The sequence below is a fragment of the Yoonia sp. R2331 genome (assembly GCF_041103235.1).
In the GTDB taxonomy this organism is placed as follows: Bacteria; Pseudomonadota; Alphaproteobacteria; order Rhodobacterales; family Rhodobacteraceae; genus CANMYO01.
Window position 1 is genome coordinate 1,697,483 of the sequence record NZ_JBGCUN010000001.1, and the last position, 20,170, is coordinate 1,717,652.

15 protein-coding genes are annotated in these 20,170 nt (G+C 60.0%); 6 read left to right on the forward strand and 9 right to left on the reverse strand.

Going from position 1 to position 20,170, the window contains the following annotated elements:
- The first annotated feature begins 3 nt into the window (after positions 1-3).
- Positions 4-432, forward strand: coding sequence for a hypothetical protein (locus AB3Y40_RS08770; RefSeq protein ID WP_369438411.1), 429 nt, complete (start codon positions 4-6; stop codon positions 430-432).
- A 70-nt stretch (positions 433-502) separates the two neighbouring features.
- Positions 503-853 carry a cupredoxin domain-containing protein gene (locus tag AB3Y40_RS08775; RefSeq protein WP_369438412.1) on the forward strand — a complete coding sequence of 117 codons (351 nt, stop codon included), beginning with the start codon at positions 503-505 and terminating at the stop codon, positions 851-853.
- Positions 854-922: 69 nt separating this feature from the next.
- On the opposite strand, the gene AB3Y40_RS08780 is transcribed toward AB3Y40_RS08775, so the two are convergent.
- The gene (locus AB3Y40_RS08780; protein ID WP_369438413.1) at positions 923-1,609 is read right to left on the reverse strand and encodes a VPLPA-CTERM sorting domain-containing protein; all 687 of its coding nucleotides are present in this window, start codon (positions 1,607-1,609) and stop codon (positions 923-925) included.
- Between the two features lie 266 nt (positions 1,610-1,875).
- Between AB3Y40_RS08780 and AB3Y40_RS08785 the strand changes: the two genes are divergently transcribed.
- Genes AB3Y40_RS08785 through mmsB form a run of 3 tightly spaced genes read left to right on the forward strand, consistent with a single transcriptional unit; the run spans position 1,876 to position 4,944 of the window.
- Positions 1,876-3,018, forward strand: a complete 1,143-nt coding sequence (locus AB3Y40_RS08785; RefSeq protein ID WP_369438414.1) for an acyl-CoA dehydrogenase family protein — start codon at positions 1,876-1,878, stop codon at positions 3,016-3,018.
- Between the two features lie 16 nt (positions 3,019-3,034).
- The gene (locus AB3Y40_RS08790; protein ID WP_369438415.1) at positions 3,035-4,078 is read left to right on the forward strand and encodes an enoyl-CoA hydratase/isomerase family protein; all 1,044 of its coding nucleotides are present in this window, start codon (positions 3,035-3,037) and stop codon (positions 4,076-4,078) included.
- On the forward strand, positions 4,075-4,944 hold the full coding sequence (gene mmsB / locus AB3Y40_RS08795) for a 3-hydroxyisobutyrate dehydrogenase (protein ID WP_369438416.1): 870 nt from the start codon (positions 4,075-4,077) through the stop codon (positions 4,942-4,944). Before AB3Y40_RS08790 ends, mmsB begins: the two co-directional genes overlap by 4 nt.
- Here the strand turns inward: mmsB and AB3Y40_RS08800 are convergent.
- Both AB3Y40_RS08800 and uvrA read right to left on the reverse strand, forming a co-directional pair.
- Entirely contained in the window at positions 4,941-5,636 is a 696-nt protein-coding gene (locus AB3Y40_RS08800) for a GIN domain-containing protein (protein WP_369438417.1), read from the reverse strand. The two genes, mmsB and AB3Y40_RS08800, sit on opposite strands and share 4 nt — an antisense overlap.
- Before the next feature lie 80 nt (positions 5,637-5,716).
- A complete protein-coding gene (uvrA, locus tag AB3Y40_RS08805) occupies positions 5,717-8,578 on the reverse strand; it encodes an excinuclease ABC subunit UvrA (RefSeq protein WP_369438418.1) in 2,862 nt (953 codons plus the stop codon).
- Between the two features lie 277 nt (positions 8,579-8,855).
- On the opposite strand from uvrA, the gene AB3Y40_RS08810 reads away from it, so the two are divergent.
- On the forward strand, positions 8,856-11,852 hold the full coding sequence (locus tag AB3Y40_RS08810; protein ID WP_369438419.1) for a VWA domain-containing protein: 2,997 nt from the start codon (positions 8,856-8,858) through the stop codon (positions 11,850-11,852).
- 3 nt (positions 11,853-11,855) lie between these two features.
- Here the strand turns inward: AB3Y40_RS08810 and AB3Y40_RS08815 are convergent, their stop codons facing one another.
- The 6 genes from AB3Y40_RS08815 to AB3Y40_RS08840 all read right to left on the reverse strand — a co-directional run bounded on the left by AB3Y40_RS08815 (position 11,856) and on the right by AB3Y40_RS08840 (position 20,149).
- The gene (locus tag AB3Y40_RS08815; RefSeq protein ID WP_369438420.1) at positions 11,856-12,251 is read right to left on the reverse strand and encodes a hypothetical protein; all 396 of its coding nucleotides are present in this window, start codon (positions 12,249-12,251) and stop codon (positions 11,856-11,858) included.
- Positions 12,252-12,326: 75 nt separating this feature from the next.
- On the reverse strand, positions 12,327-13,721 hold the full coding sequence (lpdA, locus tag AB3Y40_RS08820) for a dihydrolipoyl dehydrogenase (RefSeq protein WP_369438421.1): 1,395 nt from the start codon (positions 13,719-13,721) through the stop codon (positions 12,327-12,329).
- Positions 13,722-13,819: 98 nt separating this feature from the next.
- The gene (locus tag AB3Y40_RS08825) at positions 13,820-14,398 is read right to left on the reverse strand and encodes a DUF924 family protein (protein WP_369438422.1); all 579 of its coding nucleotides are present in this window, start codon (positions 14,396-14,398) and stop codon (positions 13,820-13,822) included.
- 68 nt (positions 14,399-14,466) lie between these two features.
- Positions 14,467-15,729, reverse strand: coding sequence for an MFS transporter (locus AB3Y40_RS08830; protein ID WP_369438423.1), 1,263 nt, complete (start codon positions 15,727-15,729; stop codon positions 14,467-14,469).
- A 95-nt stretch (positions 15,730-15,824) separates the two neighbouring features.
- On the reverse strand, positions 15,825-16,880 hold the full coding sequence (queA, locus tag AB3Y40_RS08835; protein ID WP_369438424.1) for a tRNA preQ1(34) S-adenosylmethionine ribosyltransferase-isomerase QueA: 1,056 nt from the start codon (positions 16,878-16,880) through the stop codon (positions 15,825-15,827).
- A complete protein-coding gene (locus AB3Y40_RS08840; RefSeq protein WP_369438425.1) occupies positions 16,877-20,149 on the reverse strand; it encodes an AsmA-like C-terminal region-containing protein in 3,273 nt (1,090 codons plus the stop codon). The genes queA and AB3Y40_RS08840 overlap by 4 nt, the downstream gene beginning before the upstream one ends.
- Between the last annotated feature and the right edge of the window lie 21 nt (positions 20,150-20,170).

Genomic DNA, 20,170 nt, shown 5'->3' on the forward strand with positions numbered 1-20,170 from the left:
CGTATGCCGGTTGACTTCAATTTGCTGGCCTCGCGTGGGTTGGTCTACCTGCGCTACGATGGCTTTGTCACTGTGGCAGAGGCAATGGACGCGCTCGAGGAATACAAGGCCCACCCTCAGTTTCACCCCGGCCACAAGCATTTAGCGGACTTCTCAAGGATCACCGGGTTCGAACACGACTACGTCAAGGTCTTCGCCCTGCAGGCAGAGGTCGCCGCCGCGCTGGTTCAGGACGGCTATGAAATCCTGCTGGTAATGCTGGCACAGTCCGGCCCGGCGCTGGAAATGGCGCACCTGGTACGCAAGTCATGGGAAGGTGTGACCACCGTTGTGCCGCGTGTCGCCGAAACAGAGGCGCAAGCGCTGGCGCTTTTGGGTCAGCCCGAAACCACGACCGATGATCTGATGCGCCTGCTTGCACAAGAAAGTTGAACTTTGTCTGAAACTCTTTGCGCCCCGCAGTCGTGACTACGCCATCGTTGTTCAACAAAGGAAGAATTTCATGACTATGATCACACGCCGCGCAGCCTTGCGCCTTGCTGCCTCTGCCGCCGCCCTGCCCGTTCTGGCAACAGCGGCAAACGCGGCCAGCCATGCCGCCCATGAAACCCACACCGTGACGATCCAGAACATGGCCTTCACGCCTGCCAATCTGTCGATCAAAGCGGGTGACAGTGTGACCTTCGTCAACATGGATAACATGCGCCATTCCGCCACTGACCTGAACAAGGCCTGGGACACCGGCCTGCTGGCCAATGGTCAATCCGCCACGATCACCTTCAACGCCGCTGGCAGCTTCAACTACCGCTGCACCCCGCATGGCAACATGCGCGGGTCGATCACGATCAGCTAATCCGACACGCAAGAACGACAAAGGGCGGTGCAGTGCACCGCCCTTTTCTTATTGTTCTGACCGTTTGGCTTAGGCCGACTTGCGCCGCTTCATGGCACCGATCCCGCCCAAGGCAGCGATCAACATCCAGCCAGCCGCAGGCAGTGGGACTTCGCCAACGATGGTGCCGTCAGGGAACGGGAGACCTATAAGTTTATCACTCCCGGCGTTATTGTTCGCCGACTGATAACGCAGACCGACCTTTGCAAAATCCGTCAGCGCGATCGTTCCGCCCTGATCCGAGACCAGAAAGGTTAATGTCGATCCATTGTCTGCAATCGCATCGTTGTTGAAAAAGGCGAGGGCGAAATCGAAATCAACTGTCGGGAACGGATTCAGTCCATTGCTGTTACCACCGACCGGAACAGTTGTTCCAAAGCAATACTCTCCGGTGCTGACCTGATTGTTGGTGTTGTTACAGCTCGAATTGTAACTGATCGCGGTGCCATCGTTATTGACACCTGAGATGTCCGATGCGCCGACCACTGCTGAGCCAAGATCGAAAGCAATCAGATTCAGATGACCATCGGACGAGCCGTTGTGCGACACGGTAATTTCAAAGAAACCTGCCGTGTTATCGTTGACTGTCACGGCCGGCGAAAGCATGTCCGGGCCGTTCGACGACACAAACGCGCCATAAGTCAACGAAGCTGCATTGGATTGAGTCGCCACAAACGGAAAAATCGCCACGGCGGAAAAAAATATAGATTTCAACATGATAACACCAGAAACAACGAAAATAACTTACGGTTCATTCAATTAGTAACATAAAGATGGCAGCTAAACCACTCCAAGTTCGTATTTTGGCTATATTTTGGCCGCATTTGGCGACAATCCGGTCACTTGTCGATGGTTGTCACTGAAATTGATCAAAAGTACGCGTAGCAACCTCAGCCAACGGCACGCCAATGTGCCAGAATTGTCTTGCTCCATCCCCTGAGACGCGCCAAAACTAAACAACCGTTCAATTCCGTGGAGCTTTCATGGATTTCGCCCTCTCCGACGAACAAACCGCCATCTTTGACATGGCGCGGGCATTTGGTGCCGAAAACATCGCCCCCCATGCCCGCATCTGGGAGGCTGAGGGCACGATCCCCCGCACCCTTTGGCCGCAACTGGCCGAACTGGGTTTCGGTGGGCTTTATGTGTCCGAGGACAGCGGCGGGTCTGGCCTGACCCGGCTTGATGCCACACTGGTATTCGAAGCGCTTAGCCATTCCTGCGCCTCTGTCGCGGCCTTCCTGTCGATCCACAATATGTGCGCCAAGATGATTGACAGCTACGGCTCTGACGCGCTGAAAGACCGGATGCTGCCGCAGGCGCTTTCGATGGAAACCGTGCTGAGCTATTGCCTGACTGAACCCGGCTCTGGTTCAGATGCAGCGGCGCTGAAATCCCGAGCAGATCGCACGAACGAAGGCTACGAACTGACTGGAACAAAAGCGTTTATTTCAGGTGGAGGTTATTCGGACGCTTACATCGTCATGGCCCGGACAGGGGGCGACGGCCCGCGCGGCATCTCCGCTTTGGTGGTCGAGGACGGCACAGATGGGCTGTCCTTTGGCGGTCTCGAGGACAAGATGGGCTGGCGCAGCCAGCCCACCCGACAGGTCCAGATGGATGGCTGTGCTGTCCCTGCCGACAATCTTTTGGGCGAAGAAGGTCGCGGGTTCGCCTATGCCATGCAGAGCCTTGATGGCGGGCGGTTGAACATCGCCGCATGCTCGCTTGGGGCGGCGCAATCGGCGTTTGACCAGACGCTGGCTTATATGGCCGAACGCAAGGCCTTTGGGCAAAGCATTGACCAATTTCAGGGCCTGCAATTTCGCCTTGCGGACATGGAAATCGACATGCAATCGGCGCGCACCTTCTTGCGACAGGCCGCTTGGAAACTTGATACTGGCGCGCCTGATGCCTCGGCCTTTTGCGCGATGGCCAAGAAGCTATGCACCGAAACCGCAAGTCAGGTAGCGGACCACTGCCTGCAACTTCATGGTGGCTACGGCTATCTGGCCGATTATGGGATCGAGAAGATCCTCCGTGATCTGCGCGTGCACCAGATTTTGGAAGGCACCAACGAAGTCATGCGCCTGATTACCGCGCGACACCTGATCGGGAGCCGCTGATGCGGCGCAATGACCGATGAGCGATGACATCCACATCCGCACCGAAGGTTGCGCAGGGCGGATCACGCTCAACCGGCCCGGCGCGCTGAACGCATTGACTTGGGAGATGTGTCTGGCCATCGAACAGGCGCTAAACGCTTGGGAAAATGACACAAAGGTCGCCCTCTTAATCATTGATGCAATTGGAGAAAAGGCGTTCTGCGCTGGCGGCGATATTGCCGATATGTATGCATCCGGCCAGAACTATGATCTAAGCTACGGGCGGCGGTTTTGGTCGGATGAATACCGCATGAATGCCAAGATATTCCGGTTTCCCAAGCCGGTTGTCACCTTTCTGCAAGGCTTCACGATGGGTGGCGGGGTCGGCGTGGGTTGTCACGGCTCTCACCGGATCGTTGATGCCTCCAGCCGGATCGCCATGCCCGAATGCACGATCGGTCTGGTGCCAGATGTCGGTGGCTCGCTGCTGTTGGCGCAGGCGCCGGGGCGGCTGGGCGAATTTCTGGGCCTGACCGGTGACCGCATGGATGCCGGCGACGCGATCCACTGCGGCTTTGCCGACTATTTTATCCCCGAAGGTTGGGATGAGCTAAAGGAACAGTTGATCCGTACCGGCGACCACAGCATTGTCGATCAGGCGGCATCCCCTGCCCCCGCCAGCCGTCTGGCCGACGCACAGGCCGACATCGACGCCAGCTTTGCCGGTGAAACCCTTGGCGACATCATGCGCGGCCTGCCCGCTGAGCTACCAGAGGTCATCGCGCATGCCGCCAAACTGATGAACCGCAACGCGCCGTTGGCCATGGCGGTAGCCACGCAATTGATCCACTCCGTCCGCGCGCATCCAACCATCGCCAACGCGCTCGACCGTGAATACCGCTATACCTATCGCGCCGTGGCACAGGGCGATTTTATTGAAGGCATCCGCGCCGCGATTATCGACAAGGACCGCAGCCCATCCTGGGCGCACAAGGACTGGACAGAGGTCAGTGGCGGTGATGTCCTGAAAATGACGCTGCCCTTGGGCAAGGACGCCTTGAAACTGGAGGAAACGCCATGAAGATCGGTTTTATCGGCCTGGGCAATATGGGCGCACCAATGGCGCGAAATCTGATCGCCGCGGGGCACGACGTCTTGGGGTTTGACACCGCGGCCGCCCCCGATGGCATTCCAATGGCGGCCTCTGCCGTGGCGGCGGCGAACGCGGCCAACGTGGTGATCACCATGCTGCCCAACGGTGATATTCTGCGCACTGTTGCCGCTGACCTGCACCCGGCCATGATGGCGGGTGCCGTTCATCTTGATTGTTCCACCGTCGATGTCGACAGCGCCCGCGCTGTAGCACAAGCCGCTGAAACCGCTGGCCTTTCCGCCGTTGATGCGCCTGTGTCCGGTGGGATTGGCGGGGCCACCGCTGGCACGCTGACCTTTATGGCCGGTGGACCTCCGTCTGCCTTTGAGACCGTCAAACCGCTTTTTGACGTCATGGGGCAAAAGGCTGTGCATTGCGGCAATGCAGGCAACGGCCAAGCCGCCAAAATCTGCAACAACATGATCTTGGGCGTCACCATGATCGCCACCTGCGAGGCTTTTGTGCTGGCCGACAAACTGGGTTTGGACCGGCAAGCGATGTTCGATGTCGTCAGCACCTCGTCAGGCTACAGCTGGACGATGAATGCTTATTGTCCAGCCCCCGGCATTGGCCCACAATCCCCTGCGGACAACGACTATCAACCCGGCTTTGCCGCGTCCCTGATGCTCAAGGATTTGAACCTGTCGCAGATGGCGGCAGAGATGGCCGATGCGGACACGCCGATGGGACAGCACGCCCGCGATCTTTATGCGACCTTTGTAGAGGCGGAAGGTCAGGGCGACAAAGACTTCTCAGCGATGTTGCCGCGCTTTGCCGCCCGGAGCCGTGGTTAGTTCACCCGAACCGAGCCGCCGCTTGAAACGTCGCGGCTGGTGACATCCGCCCCGCCGTTCAGCCGCAGTGACGCGCCGGAACTGGCCGCCAGCTCTGCGCTGTCAGTCGCAAAAGCCCGGATCGAAGACCCACTGGTACTTTGCAAATCCGCTGTCACGCAGCTTAGCCCATCGGCGACCAACGACGCACCGGAACTGGCTTCGGCTTCCAAGGCTTCACATCGACCTTCGGCGCGCAATGTTGACCCGCTCGTCGCTGCAAGCGCCAGATTGCCCAGATCACCACTGACCCGCATGGATGACCCCGACGTCGCCTCGCCCTTTTCGAATACTGCGGTGGCCCCTTCAATGGTCGCCGTCGCGCCAGAACTGCTGTGCACTTCTGACAGTGCTGGCATGGCCACGGTCACGACAAAGTGGTCCCGCTTGCCACTGCCCAGAAAGCCCCAGCCAACCTCGCGCGAAATATGCAATGTGTCGCCTTTAACCTCGACCACCAGCCGATCAATATCACCGCGCCGTGCGTCCGCCGTCACCTCAAAGGCCGAACCGACGTCGACGTCCAGCGTCACACCGCTGCTGACCTCGATCTTGTCGAACCCATCCACGTCATATGTGCGGTCGTCGGCATAGGCCTTCAGTGCGCCGCCCATCACAATCAAGCCACTTAATGCGATCATCTTCATAGTCATACTGTCCTCCACTCCAATGCAGAAGACGTAATGTTACGACCTTTAACTTTGAAGAGGTCAGCACACAAAAAGTTGAAAAACTATTCCGCGGCCACCCGTCCGGCGGCTTTCAGCATCGGCCCAAGGTAGCGCCCGGTATGTGAACCGGCGACCTCTGACACCGCCTCTGGCGTGCCTTCGGCGACAATCTGGCCACCGCCATCGCCACCCTCCGGGCCGATGTCGATAATATGATCCGCAGTCTTCACAACGTCTAGATTGTGTTCAATCACAATGACCGAATTGCCCTGATCGACCAATTCATGCAGTACTTCCAACAGCTTGCGCACGTCTTCAAAGTGCAGGCCAGTCGTCGGCTCGTCCAGAATATACAGCGTCCGGCCGGTCGACCGCTTGGACAGCTCTTTGGACAGCTTCACCCGCTGCGCCTCGCCCCCTGACAAGGTCGTCGCCTGCTGGCCCACCTTGATATAGCCAAGACCAACCCGCACCAGCGCATCCATCTTCTCGCGGATGCTTGGCACCGCCTTGAAGAAATCTTGCGCGTCTTCGACCGTCATATCCAGCACATCAGCAATCGACTTGCCCTTGAACTTGATCTCAAGCGTCTCGCGGTTATAGCGCGCGCCTTTGCAGGTCTCGCACGTCACATAGACGTCCGGAAGAAAGTGCATTTCAATCTTGATGACACCGTCACCCTGACACGCCTCGCACCGGCCACCTTTGACGTTGAACGAAAAGCGCCCCGGCTTGTAGCCACGCGCCTTTGCCTCGGGCAGGCCTGCGAACCAGTCGCGAATGGGTGTAAAGGCCCCGGTGTAGGTCGCAGGGTTTGACCGTGGCGTGCGCCCGATGGGCCGCTGGTCAATGTCGATGACCTTATCCAGATGCTCCAACCCCTTGATCGTCTCACAAGGGGCCGGTGTCTGACGCGCACCGTTGAGTTTCATGCTTGCGGTTTTGAACAGCGTTTCAATCGTCAAGGTGGATTTGCCGCCACCCGACACACCTGTCACGCAGACAAACTTGCCCAATGGGAAATCGGCGGTCACGTTCTGCAGGTTGTTGCCCGTGGCTTTCACAACCTGCAGCTTTTTCTTGTTGCCCTTGCGCCGATCGGCAGGCACCGCAATTTCGCGACTGCCGACAAGGTACTGGCCGGTAATCGACTTTTTGTTCTTCATGATCTGCTGAGGCGAGCCCTTTGCGACCACCTGCCCGCCGTGCACACCGGCCCCCGGCCCGATGTCAAAGACGTAATCCGCCTCGCGGATCGCCTCTTCATCATGTTCCACCACGATCACCGTATTGCCCTGATCGCGCAGGTTCTTCAGCGTGGTCAGCAGCCGGTCATTGTCGCGCTGGTGCAGACCAATCGACGGCTCGTCCAGCACATACAGCACCCCTTGCAGCCCCGACCCGATCTGGCTGGCCAGTCTGATCCGCTGACTTTCCCCGCCAGACAACGTGCCTGCATTCCGGCTGAGCGTCAGGTATTCCAGCCCCACATTGTTCAAGAACCCCAGCCGCTCGCGGATCTCTTTCAGGATCGCGCGGGCAATTTCGTTCTTTTGGTTCGTCAGATGCCCCGGCACACGCTCTGTCCACTCATGCGCCTCGCGGATCGACATCTGTACAATCTCGCCCACGTGTTTCTTGCCGATCTTCACGGCCAGCGCCTCTGGCCGCAGCCGGTAGCCCCCGCAAGCGCCACAGGGGCGATTGTTTTGATATTGCTCGAACTCTTCGCGAATCCAGTTGCTGTCAGTCTCGCGATAGCGGCGCTGCATGTTGGGGATCACCCCCTCAAACGGGCGTTTGACCTGATAGACGCGGCCACCTTCGTCATAGCGGAACTGAATCTCTTCCTTGCCAGAGCCGCGCAGGAACACGTCTTGAATCTTCGGGTCCAGATCTTTCCACCGCGCGTTCTTGTTGAACCCGTAATGCTTGGCGATGCTTTCGATGGTCTGCAGGAAATAGGGCGACTTGCCTTTGCGCCACGGCGCCAAGGCCCCATCCGCAATTTTCAGCGTCACATCGGGCACCACCAGCCGTTCATCAAAGAACAGCTCAACCCCCAGCCCGTCACACGACGGACAAGCCCCAAAGGGCGCGTTGAATGAAAACAGGCGCGGCTCGATCTCTGGGATCGTAAATCCCGAGACAGGACAGGCGAAGTTTTCGGAAAACGTGATCCGCTCCGGCTCGCCCTCGGTTGGGGCTGTTTCCAACACCGTGATGCCATCCGCCAGATCAAGCGCGGTGCGGAAACTATCGGCCAATCGCGTTTCCAGCCCTTCGCGAACCACAATCCGATCGACAACCACGTCGATGTCATGACGAAACTTCTTATCGAGTGTCGGTGGTTCATCCAATTCGTAGAATGCGCCGTCGACCTTAACCCGCTGAAACCCCTGCTTGCGCAACTCAAGGAATTCCTTACGGTACTCGCCCTTGCGGTCGCGCACGATGGGCGCCAGCAAATAGCCGCGTGTGCCCTCTTCCATCGCCATGACACGATCAACCATGTCCTGCACTTGCTGCGCCTCAATCGGCAGGCCGGTGGCGGGGCTATAAGGCGTGCCCGCACGGGCAAACAACAGACGCATGTAGTCGTAAATTTCGGTGACGGTGCCAACGGTCGATCTGGGGTTCTTGCTGGTTGTTTTCTGCTCGATCGAAATTGCGGGCGACAGGCCGCTGATGTGATCCACATCTGGCTTTTCCATCATGTCCAGAAACTGCCGCGCGTAGGCCGACAGCGATTCCACATAGCGCCGCTGCCCTTCGGCATAGATTGTATCAAACGCGAGGCTCGATTTGCCCGATCCCGACAGGCCCGTGATCACCACAAGCTGATCGCGCGGGATATCAACGTCGATATCCTTCAGATTATGCTCTCGCGCGCCGCGCACTTCGATGTTCTTGAGCTCGGCCATGTCCACCCCCGCAAATCGACTGTCCACCACATAGCGACCCGTCGCGAAATTGCCAGCAGAAAGTTAGAACAGAAAGCGAACATCAGCAAGTGTTTTGGCGACAACACCGGGGCGCGTGGCGGCCCGCCGCCTGAACAAAACCAAAGGCTGGATGCAACTGCGGCGCGCAGCACGCCGCCAAGAGGTCAGGATTTCCCGACCAGGCCGATCAGAGGATAGCCAAGCGCCCGCCCGGATGGCTATGTTTGGGTGATTCATTGCTTCGGGGGATTTTTGAATGCGCGCTTTGTTTTTGTTGTTGATCACGGCCTTCTCACTCGCGTTTCTGGCGATCTCCGCAACCGCGCAAGACCGGCCCAATACCATCCTAGTTCTTGATGGCTCTGGTTCCATGTGGGGCCAGATTGACGGCGTGGCCAAGATCACCATCGCGCAAGACGTGGTCACTGACCTGCTGCAAACCCTGCCCGCTGACGAACGGCTGGGCCTGATGGCCTATGGTCACCGCGAACGCGGGAATTGCACCGATATCGAAACGCTTGTTGATCCCGCTGAAGGCACGCGCGAGGCGATTGCCGCCGCCGTGGCCGGCATTAAGCCCTTGGGCAAGACACCGATGACCGACAGCGTGATCGCCGCGGCAGAGGCGCTGCGCTATACCGAAGACAGCGCCACGGTCATCCTGATCTCGGATGGTGTGGAAACCTGCAACCCTGACCCCTGCGCCGCGGCGCGCCTGCTGGAAGAGGCCGGGATCGACTTTACCGCCCATGTGATCGGCTTTGATGTATCGGGCGATGCCGAGGCGCTGACCCAAATGCAATGCATCGCCGATGAAACCGGCGGGCAATTCCTGTCAGCATCCAACGCCACCGAATTAGGCGCAGCCCTAAACACTGTCGTGGCCGAACCCGAACCGGTCATCGTGACGGGCACCTTCCGCGCGACACTGGGTGACGCCAACGGCCCGCTGCTGACTGATCCGGTGATCTGGGATCTTGCGGGCGTACTGAACGGCGCGCAGGGCAACCCGGTGACTGCAGAACTGACCGAAGGCGCCTATACCGTCACCGCTTACCGCGTTGTTGACGAAATGACGCTTGAGGCGACGTTCACCGTCGCAGGTCCCTCTGCCGTGCAGGTCGTGATCCCCTTTCCCGAACCAGAGCCCACCGCCAGCCTGACGGCCCCCGACAGCGTGCCGGGTGGCTCAACCTTCCCGGTGGGATGGGTCGGCCCGGACGAAAACCTTGATACGATCCGCATCTCGCCCCCCGGCAAACGCTACTTCGACTTCGGCTACACCGACGAAGGCAACCCGGTGCAGATCATCGCACCAATTGAACCGGGCACCTACGAGCTGAGCTATTGGCTGCGCGACAGCAAGCAAATCGCCACCCGCGCCATCACGGTCACCGAAATCCCGCTGGGCCTTGATGCGCCAGATGCGGTGCCTGTCGCCTCTGATTTTGAGGTAATGTGGACCGGTCCCGATGCCAAGTTCGACAACATCCAGATCGGCACCGACGACGGGCGCTATTCCGACTTTCAATACACCGAACGCGGCAACCCAGTTACTTTGACCGCGCCCACGGAACCCGGCACCTACGTGCTGCGCTACAAGTTCCTCGACCGGCAGGAAATCTTCACCCGGCCGATTGAGGTGACACAGGTTCTTGCAACAATCGACGCCCCCGCCACGGCCGTGGCCGGTGACACGATCGATGTCGCATGGACCGGGCCCGACTATCGGAACGACTATGTCGGCATCGGCGCGGTAGACGCGGATGGGTCTGCGGCCTGGCAGAACTTTGCCTACACCCGCGATGGCACTCCGGTCGAATTGCAGGTGCCAATCACCCCGGGTGAGCACCTGATCCAGTACTTCCTGGCCGAGGATCGCACGATCCTGGCGACGCGGGCCATTACTGTCACACCGGTCACAGCCAGCATCACAGCACCTGCAGAGGCGGTGGCAGGCAGCACCATTGATGTGTCCTGGACCGGGCCGGACTATCGCAACGACTACATCGGGATCGGGGCTGTTGATGCCAAAGGCTCTGCGGTTTGGGACAATTACACTTACACCCGTGATGGCAGCACACTGGAATTGCAAATGCCCACCGCGACGGGCGACTATCTGATCCAGTATTTCGCCGCCCAAGATCGCACCATACTGGCCACGCACCCAATCACGATCACGGACGCCACCGCCAGCATCAGCGCCCCGGCAGAGGCTGTCGCAGGCAGCACGATCTCTGTCTCATGGACCGGGCCGGACTATCGCAACGACTATATCGGCGTGGGAACCGTTGATGCCGATGGCTCGGCCCGGTGGGACAACTTCACCTACACCCGTGATGGCGATCCGCTGGACCTGCAATTGCCAACGGCCACCGGAGACTACCTGATCCAGTATTTCGTGGGTCAGGATCGAACGGTTCTTGCGACCGTTCCAATCACCATCACCGACATCACCGCCAGCATCACCGCCCCTGCGACCGCGGTGGCCGGCAGCACGATTGATGTGGGCTGGACCGGCCCCGACTATCAGAACGACTATATCGGGGTGGGCACAGTGGATGCGGAGAATTCCGAAAGATGGGACAATTTCGCCTATACCCGTGACGGGGCAACGCTGGAACTGCAGCTGCCGACCACACCGGGGGATTACCTGCTGACCTACTTTGTCGGACAAGACCGGGCTGTCCTTGCCTCTGTGCCTATCACCCTGACCCCGGTCAAGGCCGCCATCACCGCCCCGGCAGAGGCCGTGGCAGGTGACACGATCAGCGTCACCTGGGAGGGGCCTGATTACCAGAACGACTATATCGGCATTGGGCTGGCCGATGCCGATGGCAGCGCGCGCTGGGAAAACTTTGCCTACACCCGCGACGGCACCCCGGCAGAACTGGTCGTGCCCACGACCCCCGGTGACTATGCGATTACTTATTTCGTGGGGCAAGACCGCGCGCAGTTGTTCACCACACCAATGACCGTCACCCCGGTCAAGGCGCAATTGCTGGCCGCCCCGTCTGGTGCCGCTGGCAGCAAGCTGGTGATCGGCTGGGACGGTCCGGATTACCGCAACGATTATATCGGGATCGGTGCGGTTGATGCGGATGGCAGCAACCAATGGGAAACCTTCGCTTATACCCGCGACGGCAACCCGGTCGAGGTCACCTTGCCAGAGACGCCCGGCGACTATGTGATCCGCTATTTTCTGGGTCAGGACCGCAGCGTGATCGGGCAACTGCCGGTGACGGTCGAATAGGCCTTAGCCAGCGCCCTCAGCGATCACGATCCGGGTCACCTGCCCGCCCGAGCCATAGACCCCGACGTAAACATAAAACTGCCGGGTGCCGTTGCGGATGCGCTGCCCGGCGTTTGCAAAATAGCTGCGATCATATTGGCAGCGGTCCGCGAACAGCGCGCGCCGTGCAGGCGTGGTGAAGTAAGGATCGGCGCTGTCAAATTCCTCGCGCTTCTTGAACCGATGCCAATTGGCGCGATCCTGCTGCGCAAGTGCACACAGATCATCCAGCGGCACACCGCGCGAATTAAAGGCATCCGTTGGCCCCAAATGCGAAAAGTAATCAAACATCAGGTCTTCGGCGGCGGCTGGACTGCCTGACAGACCAAGAGCTGCGACAAGGGCACAAAAGCGGTTCATCAAGAACTCCAAACAAAAAGGTCAGGTGCAATGCCTGCAACCTGACCATTTTTGTCCGCTTGGATCAACGTCACATCACATGTGAATGACGCGGCCATAGGCATCCAGCACGCTTTCGTGCATCATCTCTGACAGGGTCGGATGCGGGAAGACCGTGTTCATCAGGTCCTCTTCTGTGGTCTCCAATTGGCGGCCAACCACGTACCCCTGAATCAACTCGGTCACCTCGGCGCCCACCATATGTGCGCCCAGCAGTTCCCCGGTTTTCTCGTCAAAGACGGTCTTGATCATGCCCTCAGGCTCGCCCAGTGCAATCGCCTTGCCGTTGCCGATGAAGGGGAAGCGCCCGACCTTGACCTTGTAACCCAGCTCTTTCGCTTTCGCCTCGGTATAGCCCACGGATGCAACTTGCGGATGGCAATAGGTGCAGCCTGCGATACTTTCAGGCTTCACCGGATGCGCGTGCTTGCCAGCGATCAAATCGGCAACCATCACGCCCTCATGGCTTGCCTTGTGCGCAAGCCATGGCGCGCCCGCGATATCACCAATGGCATAGAGCCCCTCAACGCCGGTGCGGCAAAATTCATCCGTGACCACATGCGTGCGGTCGATCTTTACGCCCAATTCCTCAAGACCCAAATTCTCGACATTGCCGACGATTCCAACGGCGGAGATCACAGTGTCGAATTCTTGCTTTTCAACCTTACCGCCCACTTCGATGTGCGCGGTAACCTTGCCTTTGCCGCGGTCAAGTTGCTTGACCATCGCCTTTTCCATGATCGTCATGCCTTGCTTGACGAACTGCTTTTTGGCAAAGGCCGAAATCTCTGCATCCTCGACGGGCAGCACGCGGTCCATAACCTCAACCACGGTCGTGTCAGCGCCCATCGTGTTGTAGAAACTGGCGAATTCGATGCCGATGGCCCCTGAACCGATCACAAGCAGTTTCTTCGGCATCCGCACCGGATCGAGCGCGTGCTTGTATGTCCAGACCAGATCGCCGTCCGCTTCCAGACCGGGCAATTCGCGCGCCCGCGCGCCCGTGGCCAACACGATGTATTTGGCCGTCAGCTCTTCGGTGCCTTTGTCGGTCTTCACGCTGACCTTACCTTTGCCGGTCAGCTTCGCCTCACCCATCACCGTGGTGATCTTGTTCTTCTTCATCAGATGACCAATGCCACCCGACAATTGGCCCGCAACCTGACGGGAACGTTTGACGACCGCACCCAGATCAAAATCGGCCTTGTCGACGGACAGGCCAAATTCCTTAGCACGGTGCATCAGATGGTAGACTTCTGAAGACCGCAGCAGCGCCTTGGTGGGGATACAGCCCCAGTTCAGGCAAATACCGCCCATATGCTCGCGTTCAACAATGGCGACATTCATCCCCAGTTGCGCACCGCGAATGGCAGCCACATAGCCGCCCGGCCCGGCGCCGATCACGATCAGATCAAAGGATTTCGCAGCCATGTCTCTCTCCCAATGCATAAGATAGTTTGACGTTAAACTAATTTACCGCAAACCTCCACCCGTGCAGGGGCAAAGCCGCTATCACATGAATGCAAGGCTCAGGCGGCGGCCTCAAGCTCGCGCATGATCGCCCCATATCCGCCCTGTTCAAGGAATTGCCGTTCCTTTTCGGTTGTGGCTCGCCCCAAGGCTTCATTGCGAAACGGGAAGCGTCCAAATCGGCGAATGATCTCGCGGTGGGCCTTGGCATGAAGCAGGTTCGCCTCGCCGCCGTCAGGCATCCGTGAACAGATCAGCCGCACCGCGCGGTCCTGATCAAACAAATTCTCGGAATGCATCAGCGGCATATAAAAGAACTGCCGCGCCATGCCGTCGATCTTCAGATCCCAATCCTTGGCAATGGCGACCTTAGCGGCGATGCAGGCCGCCGGATCAGTATCAAAGGCCTTGGCCTGACCGCGAAACATATTGCGTGAAAACTGATCTGTGAGAATGATATAAGCCAGCGTCTCAGAGGCGCAGGTCAGCCAAAGACCTAATGCACCATCCGCCGCCAGTTGCCATGTTTCGCCAAATCGTGTGCGTATCTCGTCGTCGAGGTCCGCCCCACCGGCGTACCACCCCTTCGGGCCGATCTCGTCTAACCAATACGCCAGAACCTCTTGTGGGGTCCGCATACACAACCCTCCGCACCGCTTTTCTCCACTCAAACAGAGGCATAGCCCAAAAAGCAACCCCTGACTTTCTAGGGCTGCGGATCCTCTTCGGCAGCGTCACCATCCAGATACCATTCCTGCGCCATCTCGGCGACGATTGGCGTGGTTGACGGGCCAACCTGTGCATATGGCACAGTGTCCAAATCCAAGGCGCTGCGCGAACGGCGGGCCATACGCCAGACCGCATAGATCGCCACCCCGCCCAGCAAGACCGCCAGAAACACCCAATAGCCCTGCGGTCCATAGATATCCAACATCGCCCCGACGATCAGCGGCCCCGCGATCGCCCCGATCCCATTGATAAACAGCAACCCGCCAGAGGCGGCGGCCATGTCCTCGCGCGCCAGATAGTCGTTGGCATAAGCGATCAGCAACGCATAAAGCGGGTTGGATGTTCCGCCGACCAGCGCGCCTGCCACCAACGCCACAAACAGCGAACTTGGCAGCACAGCACCGATCAACGCCCCTATCGCCCCGATCACGCAGACCCAGACGATCAACAGGCGCCGGTCCATCCGGTCGGACGCCCAACCAATGGGATATTGTGCGACCAATGCGGCGACATAAATGGCCGAGACGAACAATGATACCTCCGCCACAGTAAACCCTGCACGCGCAGCATAGATCGCCGACATGCCAAATTGTGCCGAAAAGACGCCGCCCAGCATGAACATCCCGAAACAGGCCAATGGCGAGGCGTCGATCATCTTGCGGATCGTCATCGGTTTGGTCTGGTCAAAGGCGGGCGTCGGTTTGACCGACAGCAAAATCGGCGCAAAGGCCAGCGACACCATCACCGACGGGATGATGAACAGGATATAGCCGCCCACGTCGCCCCGGCTCAGGATATATTGCGCAAAGACGATCCCGGCCATTTGCACGATCATGTAGATCGACAAGGACTGCCCCCGCGTTTCGTTCGTGCTGGCATCATTCAGCCAGCTTTCGGCGGTGACATAAACGCCGCAAAAGCAGAACCCGATTACCACACGCCCAATGGTCCAGGCCCAGGGCTCTGCCAGCGTCGGATATAGGATCAGGACCGCCGAAATCGTCGACCCCAACGCCGCGAAGACCCGCACATGCCCGACCCGCTGGATCATTTTCGGCACCATTTTCGAGGCAAAGAGGAAGCCTGCGAAATAGGCCGACATCACGACCGACAATTCCAGCGTCGTGAACCCTTCCATCTCGCCGCGCAGACCCAGCAATGTCCCTTGCAGGCCATTGCCGATCATCAACATGAACATGCCCAGAAACAGCGCCCATGATGCGCCAAAAACCTGTATCATTACGAGCCCTTTCGAGAAGGTGGGGTCAGGTGCATCTTGCACCGGAGAAGGTTAGCATCTGGTCTATCTGCGGCGTTTTTGGTCGCTTGCGCCGCTCAACGGCCCTTTGGCAGCAAAAGCGAGGCATCGCCATAGGAAAAGAACCGGTAGTCGGACTTTATTGCGTGGTCATAAATCGCCCTGATCCGGTCGATCCCCATGAGTGCCGACACCAACATCATCAGCGTGGATTTGGGCAGATGAAAGTTGGTCATTAACCCATCCGCGATCTGAAATTCGAACCCCGGCGTGATGAAGATGTCCGTGGGCCCCTCCCACGGGGCAAGGCCAGCATCGGTCGCCGCACTTTCGATCAATCGCAGCGCCGTTGTGCCCACCGGGATCACCCGACCGCCTGCTGCGCGGGTGGCATTCACCTCTGCTGCGGCCTGTTTTGACACATGGCCCCATTCGCTGTGCATCTTGTGCTGGGTGACATCGTCCACCTTGACCGGCAGGAAGGTGCCCGCGCCCACATGCAGCGTCACATAGGTAAATGTGACCCCCATCGTTGCCAGCGCGTCCAGTAAAGCCCCATCAAAATGCAACGATGCCGTTGGGGCCGCCACGGCCCCCTGATGCCGCGCCCAATAGGTCTGATAGTCCTGTTTATCGGCCTCATCCGCCGGACGCTTGGCGGCAATATAGGGTGGCAAGGGCATGGCTCCGGCAGCTTGCAATGCAGCATCAAAGTCATCGCCCTGCACGCCAAACCGCAGCACCGCCTGCCCCTCAGCCCGGCTTTCAACCGTGGCTGACAGATCGGGCGAAAAGGTGATCACCTCTCCGTCGCGTACCTTCTTCAGTGGCTTGACGAGCGCGGTCCATGTCCCGCTCGCCTGCGGTTCCAGCAATGTGACCTCAATCCGGGCCTCTGTTGGTCCTGCATCGCCATCGCGGCGGCGCAAACCGCTCAGCCGTGCGGGAATGACCTTGGTGTCGTTCAGCACCAGCCGGTCACCTGGGCGCAGCACGTCTGTCAGATCAGCAACCGTCAGATCGTCAATCCGGTCCGGCCCCGCCACCAACAGCTTGGCCGCTGTGCGTGGACGCGCAGGGCGGACCGCGATCCGATCCTCTGGCAGGTCAAAATCAAAAGACGATAGCTTCATGGTGTAACCTGCGGCGGCGGGCGGCGGAAAATCTCGCGGAACATCCCCGGCGTGAAGGCTGACAGCGGGTTCACCGCCACATCCGGCGCATCGCCCGTGCCGGTGATCGTAAAGTTGAACCCGATCAGCCCCTCACCCCGGCGGGTCAGCACGCTGCCGATACTGTTGAGAATGTAGAAAGGTGACACGACGCCCTGAAAATCAACCGATTTGCTGGCGAGCGTGTAAATCCCATCCAGCGAAATGCCAAGCCCCGGCCCGACGGCGCTCGCCTCGGTCACAATGACCTGCGCGGGGGTCAACCGAAACCGCGCGTCGACCGTATCAAAAGCCAGCCCCTGCCCGTCCAATTGCTGCAACAGGCCAACCACGCTGATCGCGTCCAAAAGGGCCGCGATGGATGGCGCATCCCGTACCCGGATGTCCCGGATCGCAAGATAACCGTCAAAGCTGCCAGCGGCCCCGGCGGGCAACAGTCGCAGGTCCAGATCACCGCCAACACCATTTTTTAGGAACCCTGCCGCACGGACCGCACCGCCTGCATCATCGCTTTGAATGCGCAGCGCCGTGCGTCCATTTTGTGGTGCGACCGTGCCCCGCACGCCGGGGCCGTCATTCACACGTGCCGTGAATTCGCCAGCCAGCCCGCCTGTGCTGCTGAAGGTGCCGCGAAACCCGCGCAGGGCAATCCCTTCGGTCACTTGCATCCGATCGAGTGACACATCAATCGGCCCGCCTTCGCCACCCGATGGGGGCCCAAACCGCGCGCGCCGTAAATCCAGCACACCGCCCGCGACCTCAACCCCTACGGGCCGCCCGGCCCCGCGCCCACGCAACGTGACTGGCGCATCCAGCCAATTGCCCACCTGCACCCGAGAGAACCGCGCCGCCGAAAGCCTGCCGCCCGGGTCAAGATTGATCTGCCCGGTGGCCGCCAACCCGCCGCCCGCAATCTCTAGCGTCTCGATCCGGGGCGGCGTGCCAAGCTGTCCGGCCACGGCAAACGACCCGGCCTCGCCCTGCGGCTTGCGAACACTGACCTGCGGCAAGGCCAGCCCGATCCCGCGCAAATCAGAGGTCAGCCGAAAGCGCGGCGGCTCCCCCCTTTGCAGATCAAGTTGCAGCTCCCCCTGCCCCTCGCCGCTGACCGTGCCCGGTGGCAGTGCCACACCAAAAGCATCCAGCGTGTTCTGGGACAAGGCAATCGTGGCCGCAACAGAGCTGCCCGGTTGGCCTGCAATCCGCGACCACGCACCGCGCATCGGCACCCCGTCCACCCGCACCGGCCCGCTGATCGTTAGCCCGGCAGGGTCAACCGCGACCGTCAGGCCTGTCCCACGCAGCGATCGCCCCTTGATCAAGGTTTCACTGCTGACACTGCGCAATCCGGCGGTCACGTCAAACTGTAACTCTTCACGCGGCACCGGGTTCTTCAGCGGAAACGCCAGACGGGCCACCGTCTCAGCCCGGCCATCCACCGCATCGACTGGAAAATTGCTGCGCGACATCAACCCAAACGGCGGCTGATCCAGCACAGACAATGCGCCTGTGATGGTGCTGGCAACTTGCAAATCCAATTCGATCGGGGGGTCTTTGATCCGCACATCCGGGATTGTCATGATTGAGCCTGCGAAATCCAACTGACCGCCCTGCGGGGCCAGCACTTCGCCCTCGGCCAGGGTCAGCACGAACCGGTTGTCGATCAGGCTGGCGTGGCCGGACCCGCCCCGGATCGGGTCGATCCGTTTGAAAATCCGCAGATCGGTGGCATCAAAGCCAAATTGCAGCGCCAGCCGATAGGGCCGTTCCGGGGCGCTGCGCCAGCCCAGATGCAGGTCCTTGATCCGCGCAGCTGTCAGGTTGGTTTCAAACCAACGGCGCGCACCTGTCGCAGTCTCTTGCGGCCAAAGCGCCATGATCCGGTCGCGGGTGATCGTATCGCCGCGCAGATCCAATGCGGCCTGCCAACCATCCGTGCCCGCCTTTGCCGCACCACTTGCAACGAGCGTGCCATCATCACCCACAATCACGGCCTGCCCGACCTCAACCCCGAAGGGCTGCAAACGCAGACGCGCATCAACGGCCAGATCACCCATCGCAACGGGTGCCTCATAGACGCCTGCGGGGTTCAGGCGCAGGTCAGGAAAGACAAACTGCCCGATCAGCGCATCGGGCAGCCCATCGCTCAGGTCACTGGCAAAGGCCTGACCACGGCCCGACACAACGCCCCATTCGGTGCGCAGTGTCAGAGCCTGAAAATCAAGTCGCAGGTCGGCGGGTAGAAATCGCAGCGCTACCTCTGCCCCGTCAAAGCCCAAGGGTGCGGCCCCCGGTGGCGCCAATTGTCCGGCCCCGAGTTCAAGCGTCGCGGTCAAATCCGTGAGGTCGCCCGCGGCATCAATGCCGGTTGTCATTTTGGCCGTCAGCGGCGCATCAACCGCGCCAAGCCACGACAAGGCCGGTGATTGTGTGGCGATATCGCGCGCGGGCAGATCACTGACCGCCACGGTGATCGCCGCACTTGCGTCATCGGCGGGGCTGCTAAAACCCAATGCAATCTGACCCACCGACCCGCCGCTGAGCACGGCAAAGTCCGCATCCAGCCGCGTCGCCCCGCCACGCACATCTAGCATCAAAGTGCCGCCATCCACCGTCCAGGCCCGGCCAGCACGCGCGTCGCTGTAGTTGATCACGACACCGTCGACGCTCACCTGCTCAAGTGCCGCCAGCGCCGGGCGTGCGAAAACCTGATCCACCTCGGCCAAAAGCGCCTGCAAGCCGTCTGCGCGTCCGGTGACCGCGCGGCCCTGATCAAAGGCAATGGCCACCGATCCATCCGCCGCACGGCGCAGGTCTAGTTGTGCGCCCGTAAGCTGCAGCTCTTGCACAAGGGCTGCGCGATCAAACAGCAACCCGCGCGGCGACACCAATCCGCTAATCTGTGGCACGCGCGCCAACACTGCGCCCATTGCGTCACGCAGCACCGTGTCGCGCAATTGCATGCGCGGATGCAGATCGCGCCCGATGCGCAAACTGATTTCTCCAAAAGCCAGCGATCCGCCGCCCAACATCTCTGCTGCGCGCGCCTCGACCCGTTTGGTGACCCATGTCGGCGCGGTGATGTCGCGGTCAATCATCATCAGCGCCGCCACTATCGCAAAGAGCACCGGCAGACAGGCCACAAGCCAGATCACGCGCACCCCGTGCAAGGCCGCCCGGGCAACCTTGCGCCTGCGCGGCGGTTTCGGTTTTTCGTCTGTTTGCGTCATGGCTTGCCCGTCCGGGCTTTA

What these genes read in the sequence shown, in the direction of transcription:
- AB3Y40_RS08770 (WP_369438411.1), top strand. Translation starts at nt 4, where the DNA reads ATGCCGGTTGACTTCAATTTGCTGGCCTCGCGTGGGTTGGTCTACCTG.
- AB3Y40_RS08775 (WP_369438412.1), top strand. Translation starts at nt 503, where the DNA reads ATGACTATGATCACACGCCGCGCAGCCTTGCGCCTTGCTGCCTCTGCC.
- AB3Y40_RS08780 (WP_369438413.1), bottom strand. Translation starts at nt 1,609, where the DNA reads ATGTTGAAATCTATATTTTTTTCCGCCGTGGCGATTTTTCCGTTTGTG.
- AB3Y40_RS08785 (WP_369438414.1), top strand. Translation starts at nt 1,876, where the DNA reads ATGGATTTCGCCCTCTCCGACGAACAAACCGCCATCTTTGACATGGCG.
- AB3Y40_RS08790 (WP_369438415.1), top strand. Translation starts at nt 3,035, where the DNA reads ATGAGCGATGACATCCACATCCGCACCGAAGGTTGCGCAGGGCGGATC.
- mmsB (WP_369438416.1), top strand. Translation starts at nt 4,075, where the DNA reads ATGAAGATCGGTTTTATCGGCCTGGGCAATATGGGCGCACCAATGGCG.
- AB3Y40_RS08800 (WP_369438417.1), bottom strand. Translation starts at nt 5,636, where the DNA reads ATGACTATGAAGATGATCGCATTAAGTGGCTTGATTGTGATGGGCGGC.
- uvrA (WP_369438418.1), bottom strand. Translation starts at nt 8,578, where the DNA reads ATGGCCGAGCTCAAGAACATCGAAGTGCGCGGCGCGCGAGAGCATAAT.
- AB3Y40_RS08810 (WP_369438419.1), top strand. Translation starts at nt 8,856, where the DNA reads ATGCGCGCTTTGTTTTTGTTGTTGATCACGGCCTTCTCACTCGCGTTT.
- AB3Y40_RS08815 (WP_369438420.1), bottom strand. Translation starts at nt 12,251, where the DNA reads ATGAACCGCTTTTGTGCCCTTGTCGCAGCTCTTGGTCTGTCAGGCAGT.
- lpdA (WP_369438421.1), bottom strand. Translation starts at nt 13,721, where the DNA reads ATGGCTGCGAAATCCTTTGATCTGATCGTGATCGGCGCCGGGCCGGGC.
- AB3Y40_RS08825 (WP_369438422.1), bottom strand. Translation starts at nt 14,398, where the DNA reads ATGCGGACCCCACAAGAGGTTCTGGCGTATTGGTTAGACGAGATCGGC.
- AB3Y40_RS08830 (WP_369438423.1), bottom strand. Translation starts at nt 15,729, where the DNA reads ATGATACAGGTTTTTGGCGCATCATGGGCGCTGTTTCTGGGCATGTTC.
- queA (WP_369438424.1), bottom strand. Translation starts at nt 16,880, where the DNA reads ATGAAGCTATCGTCTTTTGATTTTGACCTGCCAGAGGATCGGATCGCG.
- AB3Y40_RS08840 (WP_369438425.1), bottom strand. Translation starts at nt 20,149, where the DNA reads ATGACGCAAACAGACGAAAAACCGAAACCGCCGCGCAGGCGCAAGGTT.